The 15,395-nt window shown below is 68.6% G+C and carries 14 protein-coding genes and 1 pseudogene; 2 read left to right on the top strand and 13 right to left on the bottom strand.

The features are described from left to right. Nucleotides 1-3: 3 nt before the first annotated feature. A complete protein-coding gene (gene groL / locus E5198_RS03710; RefSeq protein WP_136488671.1) occupies nucleotides 4-1,629 on the bottom strand; it encodes a chaperonin GroEL in 1,626 nt (541 codons plus the stop codon). Between the two features lie 197 nt (nucleotides 1,630-1,826). Here groL and E5198_RS03705 point away from each other — a divergent pair, with 197 nt between their 5' ends. Next, nucleotides 1,827-2,300, top strand: coding sequence for an ATP-dependent zinc protease (locus E5198_RS03705; protein ID WP_136488715.1), 474 nt, complete (start codon nucleotides 1,827-1,829; stop codon nucleotides 2,298-2,300). Nucleotides 2,301-2,312: 12 nt separating this feature from the next. Here E5198_RS03705 and E5198_RS21920 read toward each other — a convergent pair whose 3' ends face one another. The 5 genes and pseudogenes from E5198_RS21920 to ppk2 all read right to left on the bottom strand — a co-directional run bounded on the left by E5198_RS21920 (nucleotide 2,313) and on the right by ppk2 (nucleotide 6,827). Then, on the bottom strand, nucleotides 2,313-2,456 hold the full coding sequence (locus tag E5198_RS21920; RefSeq protein ID WP_256658967.1) for an archease: 144 nt from the start codon (nucleotides 2,454-2,456) through the stop codon (nucleotides 2,313-2,315). A gap of 106 nt (nucleotides 2,457-2,562) precedes the next feature. Next, nucleotides 2,563-2,727 (bottom strand): annotated as a pseudogene (locus E5198_RS21915) (archease); the annotation flags it as partial. A 54-nt stretch (nucleotides 2,728-2,781) separates the two neighbouring features. Next, nucleotides 2,782-4,110 carry a hemolysin family protein gene (locus E5198_RS03695; protein WP_136488670.1) on the bottom strand — a complete coding sequence of 443 codons (1,329 nt, stop codon included), beginning with the start codon at nucleotides 4,108-4,110 and terminating at the stop codon, nucleotides 2,782-2,784. 148 nt (nucleotides 4,111-4,258) lie between these two features. Continuing rightward, entirely contained in the window at nucleotides 4,259-5,980 is a 1,722-nt protein-coding gene (locus tag E5198_RS03690; RefSeq protein WP_168772468.1) for a SulP family inorganic anion transporter, read from the bottom strand. 40 nt (nucleotides 5,981-6,020) lie between these two features. Further along, nucleotides 6,021-6,827 (bottom strand): polyphosphate kinase 2, encoded by an 807-nt coding sequence (ppk2, locus tag E5198_RS03685; RefSeq protein ID WP_136488669.1) that lies wholly within the window; start codon nucleotides 6,825-6,827, stop codon nucleotides 6,021-6,023. Between the two features lie 229 nt (nucleotides 6,828-7,056). On the opposite strand from ppk2, the gene E5198_RS03680 reads away from it, so the two are divergent. After that, on the top strand, nucleotides 7,057-7,413 hold the full coding sequence (locus tag E5198_RS03680) for a diacylglycerol kinase (protein ID WP_136488668.1): 357 nt from the start codon (nucleotides 7,057-7,059) through the stop codon (nucleotides 7,411-7,413). A 261-nt stretch (nucleotides 7,414-7,674) separates the two neighbouring features. On the opposite strand, the gene paaZ is transcribed toward E5198_RS03680, so the two are convergent. The 7 genes from paaZ to paaK form a co-directional block, all read right to left on the bottom strand. Next, on the bottom strand, nucleotides 7,675-9,711 hold the full coding sequence (gene paaZ, locus E5198_RS03675; protein ID WP_136488667.1) for a phenylacetic acid degradation bifunctional protein PaaZ: 2,037 nt from the start codon (nucleotides 9,709-9,711) through the stop codon (nucleotides 7,675-7,677). 98 nt (nucleotides 9,712-9,809) lie between these two features. Continuing rightward, the gene (gene paaE / locus E5198_RS03670) at nucleotides 9,810-10,895 is read right to left on the bottom strand and encodes a 1,2-phenylacetyl-CoA epoxidase subunit PaaE (RefSeq protein WP_136488666.1); all 1,086 of its coding nucleotides are present in this window, start codon (nucleotides 10,893-10,895) and stop codon (nucleotides 9,810-9,812) included. A 43-nt stretch (nucleotides 10,896-10,938) separates the two neighbouring features. Continuing rightward, nucleotides 10,939-11,484 carry a 1,2-phenylacetyl-CoA epoxidase subunit PaaD gene (gene paaD, locus E5198_RS03665; protein ID WP_136488713.1) on the bottom strand — a complete coding sequence of 182 codons (546 nt, stop codon included), beginning with the start codon at nucleotides 11,482-11,484 and terminating at the stop codon, nucleotides 10,939-10,941. A gap of 88 nt (nucleotides 11,485-11,572) precedes the next feature. Beyond that, nucleotides 11,573-12,337: a 1,2-phenylacetyl-CoA epoxidase subunit PaaC gene (gene paaC / locus E5198_RS03660; RefSeq protein ID WP_136488665.1), complete on the bottom strand. Its 765-nt coding sequence runs from the start codon at nucleotides 12,335-12,337 to the stop codon at nucleotides 11,573-11,575. Between the two features lie 11 nt (nucleotides 12,338-12,348). Beyond that, nucleotides 12,349-12,630, bottom strand: a complete 282-nt coding sequence (paaB, locus tag E5198_RS03655; RefSeq protein WP_090212460.1) for a 1,2-phenylacetyl-CoA epoxidase subunit PaaB — start codon at nucleotides 12,628-12,630, stop codon at nucleotides 12,349-12,351. 27 nt (nucleotides 12,631-12,657) lie between these two features. Continuing rightward, nucleotides 12,658-13,650, bottom strand: a complete 993-nt coding sequence (gene paaA / locus E5198_RS03650) for a 1,2-phenylacetyl-CoA epoxidase subunit PaaA (RefSeq protein ID WP_136488664.1) — start codon at nucleotides 13,648-13,650, stop codon at nucleotides 12,658-12,660. 322 nt (nucleotides 13,651-13,972) lie between these two features. Continuing rightward, complete coding sequence (gene paaK, locus E5198_RS03645; protein WP_136488663.1) at nucleotides 13,973-15,298, bottom strand: phenylacetate--CoA ligase PaaK; 1,326 nt, start codon at nucleotides 15,296-15,298, stop codon at nucleotides 13,973-13,975. Nucleotides 15,299-15,395 lie beyond the last annotated feature (97 nt).

The following is a 15,395-nucleotide window of genomic DNA, read 5'->3' as shown; positions in this document are numbered from 1 at the left end:
GCGTCACTCCATGCCCGGCATGGGCGGCTCGTGTTCGTGCTCGTCCTTGCCGGGCACCTCGGTCAGGGTCGCCTCGGTGAGCAGCAGCACGCTGGCCACCGACACCGCGTTCTCCAGGGCGATGCGCACCACCTTGGTCGGGTCGACGATGCCGGCGTCGTACATGTCGACGTACTGGTTGGTCGCCGCGTCGAAGCCCACCGGCCCGGCCTCGCCGAGGATGCGCGCCACCACCACGCCGGCGTCCACCGCCGAGTTCTCGGCGATGGTGCGGGTCGGCGCCTCCAGGGCGCGACGGAGGATCTGCACGCCGGTCTTCTCGTCGCCGGCGCACTGCTCCTCCAGCGCGGCGAGCGCCGGCACCGCGCGCAGCAGGGCCATGCCGCCGCCGGGCACGATGCCTTCCTCGATGGCCGCGCGGGTGGCGGCGATGGCGTCGTCGAGGGCATCTTTTTTCGTCTTCATCTCCGCCTCGGTGGGCGCGCCGACGCGGATCACCCCGACCCCACCGGCCAGCCGCGCCAGGCGCTCCTGCAGCTTCTCGCGGTCGTAGTCGCTGCTCGCCGCCTCGATCTGCGTGCGGATCTGCGCGATGCGCGCCTCGATGGCCTCCTTGCGCCCGCCGCCGCCGATCAGCGTGGTGCTCTCCTTGTCGACCACCACCCGCTTGGCGCGGCCGAGCTGGCGCAGCTCGGCCTGCTCCAGGCGCAGGCCCAGCTCGCTGGAGATCACCTGGCCGGCGGTCAGCACGGCGATGTCCTGCAGCATCTCCTTGCGCCGGTCGCCGAAGCCCGGCGCCTTGACCGCCACCGCGCGCAGCACGCCGCGGATCTGGTTGACGATCAGGGTGGCCAGCGCCTCGCCCTCGATGTCCTCGGCGATGAACAGCAGCGGGCGGCCGCTCTTGGCGATCTGCTCGAGCAGCGGCACCAGCTCCTTGAGCAGGCTGACCTTGTGGTCGCAGAGCAGCAGGAAGGGGTCTTCCAGCACCGCCTGCATCTTGTCGGCGTCGGTGATGAAGTAGGGCGAGATGTAGCCGCGGTCGAAGCGCATGCCCTCGACCACGTCGACCACCGTCTCGGTGGTCTTCGACTCCTCGACGGTGATCACCCCCTCGCCGCCGACCCGCTCCAGGGCGTCGGCCACCAGTTCGCCGATGGGCGCGTCGTTGTGCGCCGAGATGGCCGCCACCTGGGCTTTCTCCTTGCGTGTCTGCACGGTACGCGACTGCGCCTTCAGCGACGCCACCGCCGCCTGCAGGCCGCGGTCCAGGCCGCGCTTGAGGTCGATGGCGCTGGCCCCGGCGACCACGTTGCGCACGCCGTCGGCGAGGATCGCGTGGGCCAGCACGGTGGCGGTGCTGGTGCCGTCGCCGACCGCCTCGCCGGTGCGCTCGGCGGCCTGGCGCAGCATCTGCGCGCCGAGGTTCTCCTCGGGATCCTCCAGCTCGACCTGCTTGGCGATGGTCACCCCGTCGTTGCACACCGTCGGCGTGCCCCACTTCCTCTGGATCAGCACCGACTTGGACTTCGGTCCCAGGGTCACGCGGATCGCGTCGGCCAGTTGGGTGGCGCCGCGCAGCACCTTCTCGCGCGCGGCGTTGCGGAACAGCAGCTTGGTGTGGGGCATGGGCGGACCCTCCCTCATCGTGGTGCGGCGGCGAAGTCCTATCAGCGTAGCGAGGGGCCGGGGAGTTCGCCGGCCGGCTTGACGGATCGTTCACGCCTGGCGGGCCATACTGGAGCCATCTCATATCAGGAGGATTCGCCGTGCCTTGCAGACTGACAGGTTCGTTCGCCGCCGCAGCACTGGTGCTGCTGGCCGGCATGCCCATGGCGCAGGCGGTGACGCCGGAGATCTATGGCTGGGTCGAGGAGGGCCGGCTGCTGCCGGAGAACGTCACGGTGAAGAGCAAGCTCGACACCGGCGCGCTGACCTCGTCGCTCGATGCCCGGGCGCTGGAGCGCTTCGACAGGAACGGCGAGCCGTGGGTGCGCTTCAAGGTCGAGGTCAAGGACAGCGACACCGGCCAGCAGGTGAGCATCCCCTTCGAGCGCCGCGTCGAGCGCGACATCAAGGTGCGCGGCGCCGGCGGTGCCGAGCGGCGCCCGGTGGTGCTGATGCGGATGTGCATCGGCAGCCAGCTGCTCGACGAGCAGTTCTCCCTGAACGATCGCGGCGACATGCTCTACCCGGTGCTGATCGGCCGGCGCACCCTGGAGCACCTCGGTGCGGTGGACGTCTCGCGCACCTTCACCCACAAGCCGAGCTGCCCGGCAGCCAAGGCTCAGGGCAGGTAGCGCCGCGCGGCCTCAGACATCCACCACCGCCTGTGCCAGCCACTGGCCGTCCGCCTGCCGGCACACCTTCAGCTCGCAGAACGATACGCCCTTGGCCTCCGCCGCCGGCTGGTGGCGCGCCACGTCCACCGTCTCGCCCCAGGCGGTGGCGTGCAGGCGCGTGCCGTCGATCTGCAGCTCGAAGCGCGAAAACAGCAGGTTGGCGGGTGGCCATGCGGTAGATCAGCGCGTTGAGCCAGTCGACCAGCAGCAGCTCCAGGTCCGGCGCGGCGCAGTCGATGGTCAGCGCCTTGCGTGGCAGCACGGTGGCCGGGTCGCAGATCGCGGAGGTCAAGGCCAGAGCCGCGCCGGCAAAGGCCTCCTCCAGCGTGGCGCCGCTGCCGCGCACGCCGATGTCGGCTTCGTGGGGGAAGGTCTGGGAGGGCATGGGCGGCTCCGTGATCGACAGGGAAATGAGCTCGCTACCTATGGAGTAGCCCAATCAGCCCTTGTGCGCCGGGCCGGCAGCCTCCGCGGCAACCTGCGGCGTGGTGCGGGTCACCATCACCTGGTCGATGCGGTAGCTGTCGACGTCCATCACCTCGAAGGTGTAGCCGCCCCAGGTCACGCTGTCGGTGCGCTTGGGCACGCGGCGCAGCATGGTCATCAGGAAGCCGGCGAGGGTTTCGTACTCGTCCTCGTGGGGCACGCTGTCGATCTCCAGCGCGCGGCGCACGTCCTGGATCGGGGTGACGCCGTCGATCAGCCAGGAGTTCTCGTCGCGGCGGACGATCTGCTCCTCGTACCAGGGCGAGACCATGTCGCCCATGACGATGCTCATCACGTCGTTGAGGCTGATCAGGCCGACCACCAGGCTGTATTCGTTGACGATCAGGGCGAAGGTTTCGCCGGCCTGGCGGAACTGCCTGAGCACTTCGGCCAGGGTCAGGCGATCCGGCACCACCAGCGGCTTGCGGATCAGCGCGGGGTCTTCGAGGGAGATCGGCTGGTTGTGCAGCACCCGCTGGAACAGGTCCTTGATGGTGACGTAGCCGACGATGTGGTCGATGTCGCCGTCGCAGACCGGGTAGGCGGAGTAGGGCTCGTCGGCGATCCGCGAGCGGATCAGCGCATCGGGGTCGTCGCGCAGGAAGAAGACGATGCCTTCGCGGTGGGTCATGGCGCTGGGCAGGGTGCGGGTTTCCAGCTCGAAGATGTTCTCGATGACCTGGTGCTCGCTGGCCGCCAGGGTGCCGGACTGGGCGCCGGCCTGGGTCATGGCCATGATGTCCTCGGGGGTGACGCTGTCGTCGCGCTGCTTGGGCAGCTTGAGCAGGTTGATCAGGCTGCCGACCAGCCAGGCATAGACCAGCACCAGCGGCTTGAGCAGCGTGGAGAGGATGCGCATCGGGCCGATGACGCGGATGGCGAGCTGTTCGGGAACCGCCATGGCGACCTGCTTGGGAATCAGGTCGGTGATGACGATGAACAGCGAGGTGGTGAGGATGAAGGACACCACGAAGCCCAGGGTGGCCGCCTGCTGCGCGTCCAGGCGCAGCGCGAACAGCTCGGTGAACAGCGGACTGAACATGCCCTCGCCAACGATGCCGCCGAGGATGGCCAGCGCATTCATGCCGATCTGCACCACGGTGAAGTAGTGACCGGGCTTTTCCTGGACCTGCATGACCCGCAGGGCATTGACGCTGCCTTCATCGGCCATCTGCCGCAGCCGCACCGGGCGCGAGGCGGCCAGGGCGATTTCGGCGAGGGAGAAGAACGCGCTGACCAGGATGAGCAGCGCGAGGAGCAGCAGGCTTTGACTGAAGTTCATGGGGAGTGCATGCCATTACGCATGAAAAATGGATACCCGCTGGAGGGTAGCATGCGCGCCTGACGGGGACATGACCGGAGCAGGGATGCCGCTGTCGGCCTCGCTGGGAAGGTCGGGGTGCGGACCCGCAGCGGCCCCCGCGCGGCGCTCATGTCTGCCCGGCATCGCCATCCGCCTGACGGTCGAGAAACGCCTTCACCGCCTTGCGGATGGTCGGGAAGTACAGGGTGTCGTCCTTCTCCAGCGCGTGCGCCTTGCGCCATTCGGCGATCTCTTTGTAGCGCCCGGCGACCACCAGCTGCACGCCTTTCTGGCGCAGGGTCGCCTTCAGGCCTTCGACCGCGAAGTAGCCGGTGACATCCGACTGGGTGATCGGCATGGCGTCCACCACCAGCCAGCGCAGGCCGTCGCCGGCGCGTTCGACGGCGCGCTCCACCTGCTGACGGAAGTAGTTGGCGTTGAAGAACACCACCGGCGCATTGAAGCGCAGCAACAGCAGGCCGGGCCAGGTGGTCGCCTGCGGGTAGTTGGCCAGCGGGTGGAACCCGGGGATGCCCTCCACCTTGCCGAGCACATCGATGCGCGGCCGCGAGGAGAGCATGACGAAGCGGATCAGCGAGAGGATGAGCACCACCAGGATCGCCTTGATGGCGCCCACCCAGATCACCCCGAAGGTGGCCAGCATGGCGAAGGCGAACTCGACCCGGCTGAAGTGGTACAGGCGCAGCAGGCCGCGCAGGTCGAGCAGGGATATCGAGGCCATGATCAGCACCGCGGCCAGCGCGGCGATCGGCACGAAACGCAGGGGCTCGCTGAGGAACAGCAGCACCACGGCGATCGACAGCGCGGCGATGATCCCGGTCAGCTGGGTGCGGCCGCCGGCGGCGTCGCTCATCGCGGTGCGCGAGTCGGCGCCGCTGATGGCGAAGCTCTGGCTCAGCGCCGCGGCGATGTTTGCCGCGCCGAGGGCGGCGAATTCGCGGTCGGCATCGATGTCGTAGTGGTTCTTGGCGGCGAAGCTGCGCGCCGTGAGCATCATGCTGGAGAAGCTGACCAGCGCCACGCCCAGCGCGGCGGCCACCAGCTCGTCGAGCGTCTCCCAGGGAATGTGCGGCAGCTTCAGCTCCGGCAGGCCCGCCGGCACCGCGCCGACCACCGCCACGCCGAGCTGGTCGAGGCCGAGGACGGCGACCACCATGGCGCTGACCACCAGCGCCAGCAGGGCGGCCGGCAGGCGCGGCAGCAGACGTGGCGAGAGCAGCAGCACGGCGAAGGCGCCCAGGCCGACCAGCAGGGTCGGCCAGTGGTAGTCGGCGTGCTGACGCAGCAGCTGCAGGCTCGCCGGCACCACGCCGGGCGCATCGACGGGCACGCCGGCCAGCTTGCCCAGCTGCCCGGCGAGGATGTGCACGGACACTCCGTTGAGGAAGCCGACCAGGATCGGCTTGGAGAGGAAGTCGGCCAGTGCGCCGAGGCGGATGAAGCTGGCCAGGATGCAGAACAGCCCGGCCAGCGCAGCGAGGGCGACCGACAGCGACAGGTAGAGTGCTCCGTCGCCGGCGGCGAGCGGTGCCACTGCCGAGGCGACCAGCGCGCAGGTCGCCGCGTCGGGGCCGACGATCAGCTGGCGCGAGGTGCCGAACAGGGCATAGACCAGCAGCGGCAGGATGCTGGCATACAGGCCGACCACCGGGCTGAAGCCGGCGAGCTGGGCATAGGCGACGCCGACCGGCAGGGCGACTGCGGCCACCGACACGCCGGCGACCAGGTCGCGCGGCAGATCGCTGCGTCGGTAGGCGAGCAGCGCGGCCAGCCCGGGAGCCAGGCGCTGCAGCCAGCGGGAGGAGCCTGTGCGTTGCGCTTTGCCCATGCTGCGTCTCTCTGCCAGTGGCCGGCAGGCGAGCCCCGGGTCAGGGCTCCAGCTGGCCGTCGCCGATGTTCGAGTAGGCGTAAGTGAAGACGATCCCCGGGTCGGCGCGCAGCAGGCGCTCATCCTTGCCGGCGTAGTGCAGCCGGCTGAGCAGGTCCTTGATCAGGTTGAGCCGGGTCAGGCGCTTGCTGTCGGCGCGCACCAGGGTCCAGGGCGCCGTGAGGGTATGGGTGCGCGCCAGCATCTCGTTGCGGGCCTGGCTGTAGGCCTTCCACTGCTTGAGCGCCTGGTCGTCGATCGGGCTGGACTTCCATTGCTTGAGCGGGTTCGCCTTGCGCTCCGCCAGGCGCCTCTTCTGCTCCTCCTTGCTGATGTCGAGGTAGTACTTGAACAGCTTGATCCCGGAGCGGACCAGCATGCTCTCGAACTCCTGCACCGAGCCCATGAACTCCTCGTATTCGGCCTCGCTGCAGAAGCCCATCACCCGCTCTACGCCGGCGCGGTTGTACCAGCTGCGGTTGAACAGCACGAGTTCCTGGGCGGACGGCAGGTGCGGCGCGAAGCGCTGGAAATACCACGACGAGCGGTCGCGGTCCGAGGGCCGACCGAGGGCGACCACGCGCGTCTCGCGTGGGCTGAGGTGCTGGATGATGCGCTTGATGGTGCCGTCCTTGCCGGCCGCATCGCGGCCCTCGAGGATGATCAGGATCTTGTCGTCGCATGCGATGAAGTGGTGCTGTAGCTTGACCAGTTCGACCTGCAGCTTGCGCAGGGCCTTCTTGTAGGCCTTCTTCGAGACCGGCGGCAGAGCACCGCCCGGCTTCGGCTGATCGCCTTGCCTGCCCATATCGGCTTCCTCATCCACTACGGCCAGCAGCCGCTGCCCGTCATGCCAGTTAAGCCCAGGATGCCCGCTCGTGGAAATGGGCGCCGGAGAGAGGGCGGCTGCTTGTCGCCTGCCGCGGTCCATCGGGAAGGGCCCTGCCGCTGGGTGCCCGGGCACCGGCATTGAACTGGCCACAGGGGCTGCCACGGCTTGGCTACCCTGAAATTCAGGGACATGGGGAGGAATGGGGATGAAGGGACAGCCGTTCATCAGGCGCGTGGGCTTCGCCCTGCACGGGCTGCGCCTGGCGGTGCAGCGCGAGGGCAGCCTGCGCAGCCACCTGCTGGCCGCCGCGGCGGTGCTGGCGGTGCTGCTGGCGACGCGACCGGCGCCGCTGTGGTGGGCGCTGCTGGCGCTGGCGGTGGGCCTGGTGCTGGTGGCCGAGCTGGTCAACAGCGCGCTGGAAACCCTGATCGACCACCTGCACCCTGAACGCCATCCGGAGATCGGTGCGGCCAAGGACATCGCCGCCGGGGCGGCGCTGGTGGCCAGCGGTATCGCCGTGGTGGTGGGAGTGGCCTTTGCGCTGGACTGGCTGGCGGGCTGAGGCGCGCGCAGGGCTTCCTGAATTCAGGAAGCCGAACGAGGTGTCAGGCGGGCGGCGCGGACAAAAAGACGCCGGCACGGGGCCGGCGCTGAGAGACGGATCTGGAGTCCAACCGAAACGCTGCCGGACGGCAGCGTGAGGGGCTTGGGGCGGGCCGAGGAACGGGCCCCGCTTGTGGCGGAGCGCCGGCCCTGGGCCGCGCCGCAAACCGTCCTGCAGTGACGCCGCGCCGGCGGGGCGCGGCGAAGTCTTGCGAAGGGCTCAGCCGCGCTTGGCCACCAGGGTCAGGATGTCGTAGCTGGCGACCAGCTCGCCGTTCTGGTTGGTGACTTCCACGTCCCAGGCCACCACGCCCTGCGGGGTGCCGAGGCTGGACTGCTTGCCCTGGTCGATCTTGCGCTTGCAGGTCAGGCGCGCCTGGATGGTGTCGCCGATGCCCACCGGGCTGACGAAGCGCAGGGTGTCGAGGCCGTAGTTGGCCAGCACCGGGCCGACGCCGGGGGAGACGAACAGGCCGGCGGCGGCCGACAGCACGAAGTAGCCGTGGGCGATGCGCTTGCCGAACTGCGATTCCTTCGCCGCGATCTCGTCGAAGTGCATGTAGAAGTGATCGCCCGACAGGCAGCCGAAGTTGACCAGGTCGGCCTCGGTGACGGTGCGGCGGTGGGTCAGCAGCGACTCGCCGATCTGCAGCTCCTCGAAGTGGCGACGGAACGGGTGCACCTCGGTCTCGATGACCTTGGCGCCGCGCACGTACTCGCCGGTGATGGCGCTGAGCATGGTCGGCGAACCCTGCACCGCGGTGCGCTGCAGGTAGTGCTTGACCGCACGGATGCCGCCCAGCTCCTCGCCGCCGCCGGCGCGGCCCGGGCCGCCGTGCTTGAGCATCGGCAGCGGCGAGCCGTGGCCGGTGGATTCCTTGGCGGCCTCGGCGTCCAGCACGTGCACGCGGCCGTGCCAGGCGGCGGCGGCCGGCACCACCCGGGCGGCGACGCGCGGGTCGCGGGTCACCAGGGTGGACACCAGGCTGCCCTTGCCGCGCGCGGCCAGGGCCAGCGCCTCGTCGATCTCGGCGTAGCCCATCAGGGTGCTGACCGGGCCGAAGGCCTCGATGTCGTGGGCACCGCCGGCGGCGTGCGGGTCGCGGCTCTTGAGCAGGGTCGGGGCGAAGAACGCGCCCTCGGCGACCTGGTCACCGACGAACTGCGCCTCGCCGCGGAACAGCAGCTCGCTGCTGGCCAGCAGGGCCTCGACCCGGCCGGAGACGTCCTCGAACTGGTCGTGGGAGGCCAGCGCGCCCATCTTCACGCCTTCCTTGCTCGGGTCGCCGACCACCACCTTGGCCAGGCGCGCGGCCAGGCGCTCGGCGACGGCGTCGATGCGGTTCTCGGGGACGATGATGCGGCGGATGGCGGTGCACTTCTGACCGGCCTTGACCGTCATCTCGCGGGCGACTTCCTTGACGAACAGCTCGAACTCCTCGTCGTCCGGGGTCACGTCCGGGGCGAGGATCGCGCAGTTCAGCGAGTCGGCCTCGGCGTTGAACGGGATCGAGTTGCGGATCAGGTTGGGGTGCACGCGCAGCTTGGCGGCGGTGTCGGCCGAGCCGGTGAAGGTCACCACGTCCGGGCCTTCCAGACGGTCGAGCAGGTCGCCGGTGCTGCCGACGATCAGCTGCAGGCTGCCCTCGGGCAGCAGGCCGGATTCGTGCATCAGGCGCACGCAGGCCTCGGTGACGTAGCTGGTCGCGGTGGCCGGCTTGACGATGCACGGCATGCCGGCGAGGAAGGTCGGCGCGAACTTCTCCAGCATGCCCCAGATCGGGAAGTTGAAGGCGTTGATGTGCACGGCCAGGCCGCCGCGCGGCACCAGGATGTGGGTGCCGGCGAAGTGGTTCTGCTTGCCCAGCGGGATGGCCGGGCCTTCGTGGACCAGGTTGCCGGAGGGCAGCTCGCGGGTGCCCATGCTGGCGTAGGCGAACAGGGTGCCGGCGCCGCCCTCGATGTCGATCCAGCTGTCCACGCGGGTCGCGCCGCTGTGGTGGCTGATCGCGTAGAGCTGCTCCTTGCGCTCCATCAGGTACTTGCCGAGCGCCTTGAGGATCTGCGCGCGGCTCTGGAAGTCCAGCTTCATCAGCGCCGGGGTGCCGCTCTGGCGGGCGAAGCTCACCGCCTCGGTGAAGTCGAGCTTGTCGGCGTGGGTGTGGGCGACGATGTGGCCGTCGATGGCGCTCTTCAGCGCCTGGGCGGCGTCGGCGCCGATCCAGCGGCCGCCGATGAAACTTTGCAGGGTGGTCATCAGGGAATCTCCTGAAGCAAGGCAGAACGGGCGGTCATGGCCGCCCGTGATTGTTCTGTCCCGCGGCGCCGGGGGGCGCCGCAGGAGTGCACGAGGAATCAGAGCTGGTCGAAGTCCAGCACAACCTCGTCGCTGACCGGGAAGGCCTGGCAGGACAGCACGTAGCCGGCGGCCACCTCGTAGTCCTCCAGCGCGAAGTTGGCGTCCATCTCCACCTCGCCCTTGACCACCTTGCACTTGCAGGTGGAGCACACACCGGCCTTGCACGAGTAGGGCAGCTCCATGCCGTGGGCGTTGCCGGCATCGAGCAGGCTCTGGGTGTTGCGCGCCAGGTCGAAGCTCATGCTGCGGCCGTCGCTGGTCACGGTGACGTGGCTGACTGCGCCGGAGGTCCTGGCCGCGGCCTCGCGGGCGGCGCGCTTCTCGGCGGCGGCGCCCGGGGTGCCGGCGGTGAACAGCTCGAAGTGGATGCGCTCGTTGATCAGGTCGTGGCGGCGCAGGGCGTCGCGCACGCACTCGGTCATCTCCACCGGGCCGCAGATGAAGGCGGCGTCGAGGTTCGGCGCGTCGACCCAGCGGGCGAACAGCGCGTCGCACTTGGCGGCGTCGATGCGGCCGTTGTACAGGTCGATGTCCTGCTGCTCGCGGCTGAACACGAAGATCAGGTTGAGGCGGTCGAGGTACTGGTTCTTCAGGTCCTCGAGCTGCTCGCGGAAGATGGTGCTGGCGCTGGAGCGGTTGCCGTAGATCAGGGTGAAGCGGCTGTCCGGCTCGGTTTCCAGGGTGGTCTTGACGATCGACATGATCGGCGTGATGCCGCTGCCGGCGGCCACTGCCAGGTAGTTGCCGGCGCGCGCCGGATCCAGCGGGATGGAGAAGTGGCCGGCCGGCGGCATCACTTCCAGGGTCTGCCCGGCCTTGAGCTGGTCGTTGGCGAAGTTGGAGAACAGGCCGCCGTCCACGCGCTTGATCGCCACGCGCAGGTCGTCCTCGCTCACCGCGCTGCAGATCGAGTAGGTGCGGCGCACTTCCTCGCCGTCGATCTGGGTGCGCATCACCAGGTGCTGGCCCTGGGTGTAGTGGAAGCTGTCCCTGAGCTCGGCGGGCACGGTGAAGGCCACGGACACCGTGTCGCGGGTTTCCGGGCGCACTTCGCGGATGGTCAGCGTATGGAACTTGCTCATCTTGTTATTCTCCAGGCCCGCGTCGCGGCGGTGGGCGAGCCGTTCAGATGCACTTGAAATAGTCGAAGGGCTCCAGGCAGGAGCGGCAACGGTACAGGGCCTTGCAGGCGGTGGACCCGAACTGGCTGACCACCTCGGTGTCGTGGCTGCCGCAGTGCGGGCAGCTGATCTCGTCCTTCTCGCCGAGCAGGCTGCGCTTGCTGGTGCTGCCGGACGGCGGGGCGATGCCGAAGGCGCGCAGGCGCTCGCGGCCCTGCTCGCTGATCCAGTCGGTGGTCCAGGCCGGCGCCAGGCGGCGCTCGATGCGCGGGGCGCGGAAGCCGGCGCGCTCCAGGGCCTTGCTCACCTCGCTCTCGATCAGCTCGGTGGCCGGGCAGCCGGAGTAGGTCGGCGTCACGGCCACCTGCAGGTGGCCGTCGACCCAGGCGACGTCGCGGATGATGCCGAGGTCGATCACGCTGACCACCGGCACCTCCGGGTCCATCACCTGCTCCAGCACCTGCCAGGCGCGCGGCAGGTCGGACTCGTCCGCCTCGCGGGCGCCGCCGTCGGAGGCGATCAGCCCGGAGGGCTGATCGCTGCTGCCCATGCCGGCGACGGGGCTGCCGCCGAACAGGGCGTCGAGCTCGGAATCTTTGCTCATGGCTCCTCCGCGGATCGTCGGTTGCGGACCGGGCTTACCAGGTCGCACCCGGGTAGGCGCGCTGCAGGAACTGCATCTCCGCCAGCAGGATGCCCAGGTGCTCGGTGTGCAGGCCGCGCTTGCCGTCCAGGTAGAAGTAGCTGGCCGGCTGCGGCACCGGCAGGCTGGCGGCGCCGAACACCTGCTCGACGGTGGCCTGCCAGGCGCTCGCCACGGCCTCGGCGTCGGCGGCGATGCCGGCGGTGGCCAGGCGCTGCTGGATCTCGTCGCCGGCCAGCAGGTCGCCGGTGAAGCGCCACAGCTCGTCGATGGCGGCGAGCATGCGCTGGCGGCTTTCCTCGGTGCCGTCGCCCAGGCGCTCGACCCACTCGCCGGAGCGGCGCAGGTGGTAGGTCGCTTCCTTGAGGGCCTTGGCGGCGATGGCGGCGATGCGCTCGTCGCTGGAGGCGGACAGCGCCTGCAGGGTGTGCAGGTGCCAGGCGTCGAACAGGAACAGCTTGGCGGTGGTCACCGCGTAGTCGCCGTTGGGCTGCTCGACCAGCAGGGTGTTACGGAAGTCGCGCTCGTCGCGGGTGAAGGCCAACTGGTCGGCGTCGCGACCATCGGCCAGCAGCTCGGCGGCGTACTCGTACCAGTTGCGCGCCTGACCGACCAGGTCGAGGGCGACGTTCATCAGCGCCATTTCCTCTTCCAGGGCCGGCGCGTGGCCGCACCACTCGCACAGGCGCTGGCCGTTGATCATGGCGTTGTCGCCGAGGCGCAGCAGGTATTCGATCAGGTCGTTCTTGTTGTCAGTCATGACCGGCTTCCTCACATGTGACCGACTTCGTCGGGCAGCTCGTAGAAGCTGGCGTGACGATAGACCTTGTCCTGGGACGGGTCGAAGAACGGCTCTTTCTCGTCGCCGGCGGTGGCGGTGATCTGCGCCGAGGGCACGACCCAGATGCTCACGCCTTCGTTGCGGCGGGTGTACAGGTCGCGGGCGCTCTCCAGGGCCATGTTGGCATCGGCGGCGTGCACGCTGCCGACGTGCTTGTGGTTCAGGCCGTGCTTGGAGCGGACGAAGACTTCAAAAAGGATCCATTCGGACATGGCGGGGTTCTCCGATTCAGGCGCCGATCAGGCAGCGTTTTGTTTTTGTTGGCGTTTGGCGGCGTGGGCGACGGCGGCTTCGCGGACCCACTTGCCATCCTCGAGCGCCTTGCGGCGGGTGGCGATGCGTTCGCGGTTGCACGGGCCGTTGCCCTTGAGCACGTCGTAGAACTCCTGCCAGTTGATCTGGCCGAAGTCGTAGTGGCCGCGCTCCTCGTTCCACTTGAGGTCCGGGTCGGGAGCGGTGCAGCCGAGGAATTCGAGTTGCGGCACGGTCTGGTCGATGAAGCGCTGGCGCAGGTCGTCGTTGCTCATGCGCTTGATCTTCCAGGCCATCGACTGGGCGCTGTTCGGCGAGTCGGCGTCGCTCGGGCCGAACATCATCAGCGCCGGCCACCACAGGCGGTTGATGGCGTCCTGGACCATGTCCTTCTGGGCCTGGTTGCCGTGGCGCATCATGGTCAGGAGGATTTCGTAGCCCTGGCGCTGGTGGAAGCTCTCTTCCTTGCAGATGCGGATCATCGCGCGCGAGTAGGGACCGTAGCTGGTGCGCTGCAGCACCACCTGGTTGACGATGGCGGCGCCGTCGACCAGCCAGCCCACCGCACCCATGTCGGCCCAGTTCAGGGTCGGGTAGTTGAAGATGCTCGAGTACTTGGCCTTGCCGGCGTGCAGCTTGTCGATCTCCTCGTCGCGGTCGGCGCCGAGGGTCTCCATGGCGCTGTACAGGTACATGCCGTGGCCGGCCTCGTCCTGGATCTTGGCCATCAGCTGCAGCTTGCGCTTGAGGGTCGGCGCGCGGGTGACCCAGTTGCCTTCCGGCAGCATGCCGACGATTTCCGAGTGGGCGTGCTGGGAGATCTGGCGGATCAGGGTCTGGCGATAGGCGTCCGGCATCCAGTTCTTCGGCTCGATCTTGATCTCGGCATCGATGCGTTCCTGGAAGGCGCGCTCCTCGGGAGTCATCTCCTCGAGGCTCTTGACGCGCTTGACTCCGGTTTCGACGAGTTGTGCGTACATTTTCTTGTTTTCTCCAGCCGGGGTTGCAGGCAGGGCAGGGCCTGGGCGTTGAGTATTTTTATATGATACACAAATCACATGCAAGAAAATATTTTCAGTGTCGCTTTGTGCGTTTTGGCGATGAGCGGGAGGGTTTTCAGAGCCGCCGAGCCTGATGGCTCCCACGCTCCGGCGTGGGAGCCCGGGACGGGACGCTCCGCGTCCCTGGGCGCTGGAGCGCCCGTGGCGGCATGCCCACGCAGAGCGTGGGCACGATCGGCGCAGCGGGCTTCCAGCAGGCGAAAAAAAGCCCCGCCGAAGCGGGGCTCTGGGGTGATGCGGATCAGGCGCTCTTGCGCTTGTCGTAGACGTGGCAGGCCTTGCCTTCCGAGCGCTTGAGGGCGAACGGCGCCTTGAGCTCGATGCGCGTGCTGATGCCGACGCTGCTCTTGATGTGGTGGGCCAGCTCGCGGCTCACCGCGCTGCGCTCGGCGTCGCCCAGCTGCTCGAACTCGGGCTTGAGCTCGACGTGCACGTCCATGCCGTCGAGGTTGCCGTTGCGATACACGTGCAGCTCGTACTGTGCGGAAAGCTGTTTGACTTTCAGCACCTGCTCCTCGATCTGGGTCGGGAACACGTTGACGCCACGGATGATCAGCATGTCGTCGCTGCGCCCGGTGATCTTGTCGATGCGGCGCATGGCACGGGTGGTGCCCGGCAGCAGGCGGGTCAGGTCACGGGTGCGGTAGCGGATCATCGGCAGCGCTTCCTTGGACAGCGAGGTGAACACCAGCTCGCCCATCTGGCCGTCCGGCAGCACCTCGCCGGTCACCGGGTCGATGATCTCCGGGTAGAAGTGGTCTTCCCAGATGGTCGGACCGTCCTTGCAGTCGGCGCACTCCATGGCCACGCCCGGGCCCATCACCTCGGACAGGCCGTAGATGTCCATGGCCTGGATGCCCAGGCGGCTCTCCAGCTCGCCGCGCAGCTGGCCGGTCCACGGCTCGGCGCCGAAGATGCCCAGGCGCAGCGCCAGCTTGTGCGGGTCGATGCCCTGGCGCTCCAGCTCGTCGGCGATGTTCAGCATGTACGACGGGGTGACCATGATGATGTCCGGCTGGAAGTCCTTGATCAGCTGGACCTGCTTCTCGGTCTGGCCGCCGGACATCGGGATCACCGTGCAGCCCAGGCGCTCGGCGCCGTAGTGGGCGCCCAGGCCGCCGGTGAACAGGCCGTAGCCGTAGGCGACGTGGATGCGGTCGCCCGGACGGCCGCCGGCAGCGCGGATCGAGCGCGCCACCAGGTTGGCCCAGGTGTCGATGTCGTTGGCGGTGTAGCCGACCACGGTGGGCTGGCCGGTGGTGCCGCTGGAGGCGTGGATGCGCGACACCTGTTCCATCGGCACGGCGAACATGCCGAACGGATAGTTCTCGCGCAGATCCGACTTGCCGGTGAAGGGGAACTTGGCCAGGTCGGCCAGCGACTTCAGGTCGCTCGGGTGCACGCCGAGGGCGTCGAACTTCTGGCGGTACACCGGCACGTTGTCGTAGGCGTGCTGCAGGGTCCAGCGCAGGCGCTCGAGCTGGTGAGCGCGCAGGTGGTCGAGGCTGGCGGTTTCCATCGGGTCGATGATGGCGGTGTGCGCAGAGGCATTGTGCATGGCGTTCATGGCGTCTCTCTTTGTTCTTGTGTGGAGCCACGGGCGACTGGCGAGGCCGCCCGTTCTTCTTGTTATTGCGAATCGTCGATCAGCGTAGCGCGCTCAC

Origin of the sequence: Pseudomonas sp. A-1, from assembly GCF_004801855.1 — a bacterium.
Taxonomy (GTDB): Bacteria; Pseudomonadota; Gammaproteobacteria; order Pseudomonadales; family Pseudomonadaceae; genus Geopseudomonas.
This window is presented reverse-complemented; position numbering and strand designations above follow the sequence as displayed.

Excerpts from the sequence above, each read along its gene's own strand:
- groL (WP_136488671.1), bottom strand. The coding sequence starts at position 1,629 with ATGCCCCACACCAAGCTGCTGTTCCGCAACGCCGCGCGCGAGAAGGTG.
- E5198_RS03705 (WP_136488715.1), top strand. The coding sequence starts at position 1,827 with ATGCCCATGGCGCAGGCGGTGACGCCGGAGATCTATGGCTGGGTCGAG.
- E5198_RS03695 (WP_136488670.1), bottom strand. The coding sequence starts at position 4,110 with ATGAACTTCAGTCAAAGCCTGCTGCTCCTCGCGCTGCTCATCCTGGTC.
- E5198_RS03690 (WP_168772468.1), bottom strand. The coding sequence starts at position 5,980 with ATGGGCAAAGCGCAACGCACAGGCTCCTCCCGCTGGCTGCAGCGCCTG.
- ppk2 (WP_136488669.1), bottom strand. The coding sequence starts at position 6,827 with ATGGGCAGGCAAGGCGATCAGCCGAAGCCGGGCGGTGCTCTGCCGCCG.
- E5198_RS03680 (WP_136488668.1), top strand. The coding sequence starts at position 7,057 with ATGAAGGGACAGCCGTTCATCAGGCGCGTGGGCTTCGCCCTGCACGGG.
- paaZ (WP_136488667.1), bottom strand. The coding sequence starts at position 9,711 with ATGACCACCCTGCAAAGTTTCATCGGCGGCCGCTGGATCGGCGCCGAC.
- paaE (WP_136488666.1), bottom strand. The coding sequence starts at position 10,895 with ATGAGCAAGTTCCATACGCTGACCATCCGCGAAGTGCGCCCGGAAACC.
- paaD (WP_136488713.1), bottom strand. The coding sequence starts at position 11,484 with ATGGGCAGCAGCGATCAGCCCTCCGGGCTGATCGCCTCCGACGGCGGC.
- paaC (WP_136488665.1), bottom strand. The coding sequence starts at position 12,337 with ATGACTGACAACAAGAACGACCTGATCGAATACCTGCTGCGCCTCGGC.
- paaB (WP_090212460.1), bottom strand. The coding sequence starts at position 12,630 with ATGTCCGAATGGATCCTTTTTGAAGTCTTCGTCCGCTCCAAGCACGGC.
- paaA (WP_136488664.1), bottom strand. The coding sequence starts at position 13,650 with ATGTACGCACAACTCGTCGAAACCGGAGTCAAGCGCGTCAAGAGCCTC.
- paaK (WP_136488663.1), bottom strand. The coding sequence starts at position 15,298 with ATGAACGCCATGCACAATGCCTCTGCGCACACCGCCATCATCGACCCG.